Source organism: Janibacter sp. RAF52, assembly GCF_052114035.1.
GTDB lineage: Bacteria > Actinomycetota > Actinomycetes > Actinomycetales > Dermatophilaceae > Janibacter > Janibacter hoylei.
Genome location: NZ_JBFRDY010000020.1, coordinates 1 through 9067 on the forward strand (window position 1 = coordinate 1; position 9067 = coordinate 9067).

At 68.1% G+C, this 9067-nt stretch carries 7 protein-coding genes and 1 pseudogene; 7 read left to right on the forward strand and 1 reads right to left on the reverse strand.

Features of this window, described 5'->3' with window-relative positions:
* The 7 genes and pseudogenes from AB4Y78_RS15510 to AB4Y78_RS15540 form a co-directional block, all read left to right on the forward strand.
* The coding region (locus AB4Y78_RS15510; RefSeq protein ID WP_441715196.1) for an integrase core domain-containing protein at positions 1-106 on the forward strand (106 nt) is incomplete at its 5' end.
* A gap of 42 nt (positions 107-148) precedes the next feature.
* A pseudogene (locus AB4Y78_RS15515) lies at positions 149-637 on the forward strand (CorA family divalent cation transporter); the annotation flags it as partial.
* Between the two features lie 279 nt (positions 638-916).
* Positions 917-2575, forward strand: a complete 1659-nt coding sequence (gene kdpA / locus AB4Y78_RS15520) for a potassium-transporting ATPase subunit KdpA (protein WP_265229257.1) — start codon at positions 917-919, stop codon at positions 2573-2575.
* Positions 2572-4668, forward strand: coding sequence for a potassium-transporting ATPase subunit KdpB (gene kdpB / locus AB4Y78_RS15525; protein ID WP_441715733.1), 2097 nt, complete (start codon positions 2572-2574; stop codon positions 4666-4668). The genes kdpA and kdpB overlap by 4 nt, the downstream gene beginning before the upstream one ends.
* 3 nt (positions 4669-4671) lie before the next feature.
* Positions 4672-5250: a potassium-transporting ATPase subunit KdpC gene (gene kdpC / locus AB4Y78_RS15530; RefSeq protein WP_441715735.1), complete on the forward strand. Its 579-nt coding sequence runs from the start codon at positions 4672-4674 to the stop codon at positions 5248-5250.
* 45 nt (positions 5251-5295) lie between these two features.
* Positions 5296-7833 (forward strand): ATP-binding protein, encoded by a 2538-nt coding sequence (locus AB4Y78_RS15535; protein WP_441715737.1) that lies wholly within the window; start codon positions 5296-5298, stop codon positions 7831-7833.
* A gap of 28 nt (positions 7834-7861) precedes the next feature.
* The gene (locus tag AB4Y78_RS15540; RefSeq protein ID WP_441715739.1) at positions 7862-8548 is read left to right on the forward strand and encodes a response regulator; all 687 of its coding nucleotides are present in this window, start codon (positions 7862-7864) and stop codon (positions 8546-8548) included.
* Between the two features lie 27 nt (positions 8549-8575).
* Here the strand turns inward: AB4Y78_RS15540 and AB4Y78_RS15545 are convergent, their stop codons facing one another.
* Entirely contained in the window at positions 8576-8917 is a 342-nt protein-coding gene (locus AB4Y78_RS15545; protein WP_265229259.1) for a hypothetical protein, read from the reverse strand.
* Positions 8918-9067: the final 150 nt, after the last annotated feature.

A 9067-nucleotide genomic window follows, 5' to 3' on the forward strand; every position in this document is an offset into this window, starting at 1 on the left:
CCAGGTCGTCATCGGCGACTGGAAGACCGAGTACAACCACGACCGTCCCCACTCATCCTTGGGCTACCTCAGCCCGGTGGCCTACGCTGCGGTCTGCACCCATTGATCGGACTCTCACACGACCTGGACCGATCCACGGGGTCCTGCCAACCCCGAGGTCTCCCGGCGTATCTACGAGCTGTTCCGCGAGGTCATCGAGTTCCAGCGCGCCACCCGGCCGCTGCTGAAGATGCTCGCCGATCTCAGCGGGGGTTCGAGAAGTACCACGTGGACGAGGAGCTGCAGCGCTACCTGCGCGACGTCCAAGACCACACCATCCGGATCGTCGAGCGCGCCGACGGGTTCGCGCGCTGCTGCAGAACATCCTGACCGTCAACTCCACCCTCGTGGCACAGCGTCAGAACGACGAGACCCAACGGCTCACCGAAACGAGCCTTCAGCAGAACGAGGAGGTCAAGAAGATCTCCTCGTGGGCGGCCATCCTCTTCGCCCCAACACTGGTCGGCACCGTCTACGGCATGAACTTCGTCCACATGCCCGAGCTGGGCTGGCGGTACGGCTACCCGATGGCTATCGCCCTCATGCTGTTGATGGGGCTAGGTTCTACTTGGTCTTCAAACGACGCGGGTGGCTCTAGAGCGCCTCGACGGGCAGCTGATCGAGGGGCCCCGCCAGGGTTGCGTCAGGTCCCATTCCAGTGGTCGGGGCTGGGCCTGTTCGAGCACCAGTTGCTCGCCACGGTTCGGGGCAGCAATTCGGCGTTAATCGGTGTTAAGACGGCGACAAGATCGGTGTCCCGGGTCGTCGGTGGGGCTTGGCTGGGCTGCATGAGTGTTGAAAGCGGCCTTCTGATCGCGGCGGTCATCGCAGTGGCGATGTACCTGCTCGCGGCCCTGATCTTCCCGGAGCGTTTCTAGTGTCCGACACCGTCGGCGGCCTGCTCTCGATAGCGGCGCTGCTCCTTGTTCTTGGCCTGTTGTATCGCCCACTGGGTGACTACATGGCCCACGTCTACACCACGACGCGGCACCTCAGGGTGGAGCGGGGCGTGTACCGCCTGACGGGGGTGAGCCCCGACAGCGAGCAGAGCCCGCGCTCGTATTCGTTGAGCGTCGTGGGGTTCTCGATGGTCAGCGTCGTGGCGCTGATGGTGATGCAGCTGGGGCAGGCTCACCTGCCGATGGACCGGGGTCTGCCGGGTGTGCCGTGGTGGATGTCGTTTAACACGGCCGCCTCGTTCGTGGCCAACACCAACTGGCAGTCCTATGCAGGTGAGTCGACGCTCGGGTTCAGCGTGCAGATGGCCGGTCTGGCGGTGCAGAACTTCCTCTCGGCGGCGGTGGGCATGGCGGTCGCGGTGGCCCTGATCCGTGGGTTCGTGCGGATCCGCAGCGGTGCGTTGGGCAACTTCTGGGTCGACCTGACCCGAGGGACCCTGCGCATCCTCCTGCCCATGGCCTTCATCGGGGCGATCGTGCTGATCGCCGGCGGGGTCGTCCAGAACTTCTCCGACTCCACGATCACGACGCTGGCGGGTCACAGCCAGGTCCTGACCGGTGGCCCGGTGGCCAGCCAGGAGGTCATCAAGGAGCTGGGCACCAACGGTGGCGGCTTCTTCAACGCCAACTCCGCGCACCCGTTCGAGAACCCCAACGGGTTCACCAACCTCTTCGAGATCCTGCTCATCCTGCTCATCCCGGTCTGTCTGACCCGCACCCTCGGCACGATGCTGGGCAACCGACGCCAGGGACTCGCGGTCCTGGGCGCGATGGGCGTGCTGTGGACGATCTCCCTGGTCGTCGTGACCGCCGCAGAGGTCGGAGCCCGCTCCGATGCCGCCCAGGCGGCGGGGGCTGCCATGGAAGGCAAGGAGGCCCGGTTCGGGGAGTGGGCGACCGCCTTGTTCGCCGTGGCTACGACTGGCACCTCGACGGGTGCGGTCAACGCCAGCCACGACTCGCTGACACCTCTCGGCGGTGGGATGGTCCTGCTGAACATGATGTTCGGTGAGGTCACGCCCGGCGGGGTCGGCTCCGGGCTGTACGGGATCTTGGTGATGGCGATCCTCGCGGTCTTCATCGCCGGCCTCATGGTGGGGCGGACCCCGGAGCTGTTGGGCAAGAAGATCGGCTCACGGCAGATGACCTACGTCGCCTTGTACATCCTCACCACTCCGACACTGGTGCTGATCGGCACCGGAGTCGCCATGGCTTTGGGCGCCACACCGGATGCCATGGGGAACTCCGGGGGACACGGCTTCAGCGAAGTTCTCTACGCCTACACGTCCGGAGCCAACAACAACGGCAGCGCCTTCGGTGGCCTCACGGTGACCTCCGACTTCTTCCAGATCACCCTGGGGCTGGCGATGCTGCTGGGCCGTCTGGTCCCCATCGTCTTGGTCCTGCTCCTCGCAGGGTCGCTGGCCGAGCAGGGCAAGGTGCCCGTCACGGCCGGCACCCTGCCCACCCACAAACCCTTGTTCGTCGGGCTGATGGTCGGCGTGATCGTGATCATGACCGCGCTGACGTACTTCCCTGCACTCGCTCTTGGACCCATCGCGGAGGCACTCGCATGAGCAGCACCACCCCCACCCTGCACAGCGACTCTCGGTCTGCTGAACCCCACGAGCGGTCCCGGCGCACACCTGCGACGGGGATGGGGGTGCGCACCCTGCTCGCGCACGGGATCGAGCAGTTCCCCGAGGCGGTGCGCAAGCTCGACCCGCGCCACATGTGGCGCACCCCCGTGATGTTCCTCGTCTGGCTCGGGTCGCTGCTGACCACGCTCGTCGCCATCGTCGACCCCAGCGTCTTCGCCGCGTCCATCGCGGCCTGGCTGTGGCTGACGGTGATCTTCGGCAACCTCGCCGAGGCTGTCGCCGAAGGCAGAGGCAAGGCCCAGGCCGCGTCCTTGCGCGCCACCCGTTCCGACACCATGGCCCGACTCCTAGACGAGGAGGGCAACGAGACCGAGGTGCCGGGAACCCAGCTCAGGGTCGGTGACCGCGTCGTCGTCGAGGCCGGCCAGGTCATCCCCGGCGACGGTGACGTCGTCGAGGGCATCGCCTCGGTCGACGAGTCAGCCATCACCGGCGAGTCCGCTCCGGTGATCCGCGAGGCCGGCGGCGACCGCAGCGCCGTCACCGGCGGCACCAAGGTCCTCTCCGACCGGATCGTGGTCCGCATCACCGCTGCGGCGGGGGAGTCGTTCCTGGACAAGATGATCGCGCTGGTCGAGGGAACCTCACGTCGCAAGACCCCCAACGAGATCGCACTGTCGATCCTGCTGATCAGCCTGAGCCTGGTGTTCCTGGCCGCGGTCGCCACACTGGCACCGATGGCCGACTACGCCGGCGCCCCCCAGGACCTGGTGGTCCTGGTCGCCCTCCTGGTGTGCCTGATCCCGACCACCATCGGGGCGCTGCTCTCGGCCATCGGGATCGCCGGCATGGATCGCCTGGTGCGTGTCAACGTGCTGGCGATGTCGGGTCGGGCGGTCGAGGCCGCCGGTGACGTCAGCACGCTGCTGCTCGACAAGACCGGCACCATCACCTACGGCAACCGCCAGGCGGCACGCTTCGTGCCCGCCCCGGGGGTGGCCGCGCAGGAGCTGCGTGATGAGGCTCGCCGCTCCAGCCTCGCCGACCAGACCCCCGAGGGCCGCAGCATCGTCGCGCTCGCGCTGGCCGAGGGCGCCGACGAGCGGGATCTGCCCACGAATGCGACGTTCGTGGAGTTCACCGCCCAGACCCGGATGTCGGGCGTCGACCTGGTCGACGGCACCCAGCTCCGCAAGGGCGCCGCCTCCGCGGTGGCCGCCTGGCTCGACCTCACTGCACCCGCTGAGGTTCTCGATGTGATCGACGGCATCGCCCGCCACGGGGGAACCCCCCTGGTGATCGCGCGACGCGACCCCGACGGGCAAGCAATGGTGCTGGGGGTGGTCCACCTCAAGGACGTCGTGAAGGAGGGGATGAGCGAGCGGTTCACGCAGCTGCGCTCGATGGGCATCCGCACGGTGATGATCACCGGCGACAACGCCCTGACCGCGCACAGCATCGCCGAGGAGGCCGGGGTGGATGACTTCCTCGCCGAGGCCACCCCGGAGGACAAGATGGCCTACATCCGCAAGGAGCAGGCCGGGGGCCGGCTGGTCGCGATGACCGGTGACGGCACCAACGACGCCCCGGCACTGGCTGCTGCGGACGTGGGCGTGGCGATGAACAGCGGCACCGCGGCCGCCAAGGAGGCCGGCAACATGGTCGACCTCGACTCCGACCCCACCAAGCTCATCGACATCGTGGAGATCGGCAAGCAGCTCCTCATCACCCGCGGCGCCCTGACCACGTTCTCCATCGCCAACGACGTCGCGAAGTACTTCGCGATCATCCCGGCCATGTTCGTGGCCGCCTACCCGTCGCTGGACCGGCTGAACGTGATGGGGCTCGCGACGCCGGAGTCGGCGATCCTCTCGGCCGTCATCTTTAACGCTCTGATCATCATCGCGTTGATCCCGCTGGCCCTGCGCGGGGTCCGCTTCCGCGCCGCATCCGCCACCGCCGTCCTGCGGCGCAACATGCTCGTCTTCGGCCTCGGGGGCGTCCTCGCGCCGTTCCTCGGCATCAAGCTCATCGACCTGCTCGTCTCGACCATCCCAGGAATCGGCTGACCCATGCTCACTGACCTCGCTCGCCAGTCCCTCGCTGCACTGCGGCTGCTCATCGTGCTCACCGTGGTCCTCGGCATCGGCTACCCCCTCGCCGTCTACGCCGTCGGCCGCGCGTTCGGTGACCACGCCGACGGCCAGCCCCTCCACCACGACGGCATGGTGGTCGGCTCACGGCTGCTGGGCCAGAACTTCGAGGGCGACCAGTGGTTCCACTCCCGGCCCTCCACGAACAACTACGACACCCTGGCCTCGGCGCCCAGCAACCTCGGCCCCTCAAGCCCCGACCTGATCACCCTCATCGCCGAGCGACGGGCCACCATCGCCAAGACCGAGCAGGTGAGCCCCGAGGCTGTGCCCCCCGACGCGCTCACCGCTTCGGGATCCGGCTTGGACCCCCATATCTCCACGGCGTATGCCCAGATCCAGGCCCCGCGCGTCGCCCGCGCGACTGGACTCAGCACCTCGACGGTGGAGGACCTCATCGAGGAGCACACGACCGGTCGGAGTCTTGGGTTCCTCGGCGCTCCTGGGGTGAACGTCCTCGAGCTCAACCTCGCCGTCCAGCAGGCCGCACAGCAATGACCGGGCGGTGAACCCGTGAGCGAGCCCAACAGCGATAGTGGCGACATGGAACGTGGCAGGCTGCGGGTCTACCTGGGAGCCGCCCCCGGGGTCGGCAAGACCTACGCGATGCTCGACGAGGGACACCGTCGACTCGAGCGAGGCACCGACGTCGTCGTCGGCTACGTCGAGGATCACGGCCGTCCACGCACGCAAGCAGCGGTGAACGGCCTGGAAGTGATCGGGCGACGCAGGGTCACCTACAAGGACACGATCCTCGAGGAGATGGACCTCGACGCGGTGCTCGCGCGCCACCCCGACGTCGTCCTGGTCGACGAGCTGGCCCACACCAACGTCCCGGGCAGCCGCCACGAGAAGCGCTGGCAGGACGTCGAGGCACTGCGCGACGCGGGCATCGAAGTGGTGACCACCGTCAACATCCAGCACCTGGAGTCGCTCAACGACGTCACTGAGGCCATCACCGGGGTGCGGCAGCGCGAGACCGTGCCGGACCCGGTGGTCCGCTCGGCCGACCAGATCGAGCTGGTCGACATGAGCCCCCAGTCACTGCGGCGACGCATGGCCCACGGCAACATCTACGCCCCCGACAAGGTCGACGCCGCCCTCTCGCAGTATTTCCGTGAGGGCAACCTCACCGCCCTGCGTGAGCTTGCCCTGCTCTGGCTCGCCGACCGGGTCGAGGAAGGGCTGGAGCGCTACCGCACCCAACACGACATCGACTCCACCTGGGCCACCCGGGAGCGGATCGTCGTCCCGGTCAGCGGCGGCCCGGAGTCGACGACGCTGATGCGGCGTGCAGCCCGGATCTGCTCGCGGGCCACGGCGGGGGAGTGGCGGGCCCTCTACGTCACGCGCCGCGACGGACTCACCGCGATTTCTCCGGCCACCCTCACCAAGCTGCAGCACAAGGCCGCCGAGCTAGGCGGCACCTTCCACACCGTCGTGGGCGACGATCCGGCCGAGGCGATCTTGGACTTCGCCCGTGCAGAGAACGCCACCCAGCTGGTGATCGGCGCCAGCCGCCGCTCCGGTGTCTCGCTGTTGCTGCGCCCAGCCGTGGGGGAGCGGGTCGTGTCCGGCTCCGGAGACATCGACATCCACATCGTCAGCCACGACTACGCCCGGGGCGCCTCGAGCACAACCCGCCCTCCGGACCCCCTCGGGCGGCGTCGCAAGCTCGCCGGTTACCTCTTCGGGATCCTCGCGCCGGTGCTCGCCAGCCTGGGACTGTGGGCCACCGACCACCTCCACGGCCTGCCCACCCAGGCGATGGCCCTGATGGTCATCGTGGTCGCCACCGCCCTCATCGGCGGCCTGGTCCCCGCCGTGATCTCAGCGGTGGGAAGCGGTCTGCTGCTCAACGTGCTGTTCACGCCACCGCTGTACACCATCACCATCGACGAGCCCGAGAACGCCCTCGCGATCGTCCTGTTCGTCGTGGTCGGCATAGCCGTAGCCACCGTCGTCGACACCGCGGCAAGACGCACCGCCCAGGCAGCCAAGGCCAGAGCCGAGGCCGACGCCCTCACCCTCCTCTCCCACAGCCTCCTCAACGCCAGCGACGACACCGAAGGCCTACTCGCCTCGGCGTGCGCGCTGTTCAACGCACACGGCGCCGCGATCATCCGGCGACATGAAGGCGGCCTCGACGAAGTCCTGGTCGGGCACGGCGCCCACCCCTCCACGGTGGAGACAGCCGCGATGAGCGCCACGATCGACGAGCGAGACTCCCTCGTGCTGGCCGGGACGAACCTCCCCGCCTCCCGACGCGGCCTGCTCAACGCCTACGCCGCCTACGCCAAGGTCATGGCCGAGCGCCGCGAGGCCACCCTGGCCGAGGTCGACAGGACGCGCCTGACGGAAGCGGACCGCACCCGCACCGCCCTGCTCGCCGCCGTGTCCCACGACCTGCGCTCCCCTCTGGCTGCCGTCAAGGCAGCCGTGTACAGTCTGCGCAGCGCCGAAGTTGTCTGGTCGCCGGAGGACGAGGACGCACTGCTCGAGACCATCCAGGACTCCACCGATCGGCTCATAGCCCTGGTCACGAACCTGCTCGACATGAGCCGTATCCAGACCGGCTCGGTCAACGTCGTCCTGAGCGAGGTGACACTCCTAGCCGCCGTGTACGACAGCCTGGCCGCGCTGCCCGATAGCGACCGGATCGAGGTGTCCATCGACGCTGACATCCTCGTTCTGGCCGACCCTGGCCTGCTGGACCGTGTCCTGGCCAACATCTGCGAGAACGCCCTGAAGTACACCCCGCCGGCTGCACGAATCCATGTCGACGCAGCACGGATCGGCGGCGATCTGGTGGCGCTGCGGGTCGCTGACACCGGGCCAGGTGTCGCCAACCACGACCACGATCGCCTCTTCGCCCCCTTCCAGCGACTGGGCGACGTGCCACGACAAGACGGCGTCGGCCTCGGACTCGCGGTCGCACGCGGACTCACCACCGCGATGGGCGGCACCATCGCCACCGAAGACACCCCCGGTGGCGGACTCACCTTCGTGGTCGAGCTGCGCAGCCCGGCGCCGCCGCCCACGACCTCGCCGAACACGACAGCCAGGCACCACACCCCCTGACGCCCAGGAGAGCCCCGTGACCATCGTCTTGGTCGTCGACGACGACCCGGCCATCTGCCGCACCCTGTCCATCAACCTCCGAGCACGCGACTACGAGGTAGAAACCGCCGGCGACGGACGCTCCGCACTGCAGATAGTCGAAGAACGCATGCCCGACGTCATCCTGCTCGACCTGGGCCTCCCCGACCTCGACGGGATCGCCGTGCTCTCCCGGCTCCGCGCCTTCACCCAGGTGCCCGTGATCGTCGTCTCCGCGCGAGCCGACTCCGACGACAAGGTCGAAGCTCTCGACCTCGGCGCCAACGACTACATCACCAAACCCTTCTCCCTCGAGGAGCTCCTCGCCAGAGTGCGCGCAGCAACCCGACGCGCGGACACGCCAGCGCCGAGCACCCCGATCAGCGTGGACGGGCTGGTCCTCGATCTCGACGACTGCCGAGCCCTGCTAGACGGGGAAGAGGCACACCTGACCCCCACCGAGTGGCAAATCGTCAAACACCTCGCGTCCCGACGAGGCCGGCTCGTTCGCCAGACCGAACTGCTGAGCGCTGTCTGGGGTCCGGCCTACGCGCGCCAGACCAACTACCTGCGCGTCCACATGGCCAGCATCCGCCGCAAGCTCGAGCACGACCCCGCCCACCCCACCCACTTCCTCACCGAACCAGGTATGGGCTACCGATTCAGGCTCACGTCATCCACCGACCCCAGCTGCTGAGACTTGTGACAGCCCCGCCACAGTGGGTCAGAGGTTGGACCAGGTGAGGCCGAGGATCCCAAAGGCCTCCTGAAGGACAGGATGCTCAGGCGAAAGCGGGTGGTGCTCGATCACATCGAGGGCGGCGCTGATCGCGGGATCTCCGGCGCGCTCAAAGACGGCCCACAGAGCGAGGTCGTCGCCGTGCCTCGAAGCGAACGTGACGCCGTCAAGCTCGGTCGTGGCGTGAAGGTAGGTGGCCACCGTCTGGGTGAGGGCCCGCGGTCGGCCGTCCTTGAGCGCGGCCGCATCGAAGTCGTGAAGGCTCAGCAGGTGGGCCAAGGCAACAAACCTGGGGCGCAGAGCCGCGATGGACTCGGCGGCGGTCACCTTGGCGTGACCCCCGTTGGTTGGTCCGGGTGGTGTGAGAGTCCTTGCGGCCCACGAGGGTGGGCAGGAAGGCTCCATCACCATGACAACGAGGAAGCGACACACGCCTGAGCAGGTCGTGCGCAAGTTGGTCGAGGCCGACCGGCTGCT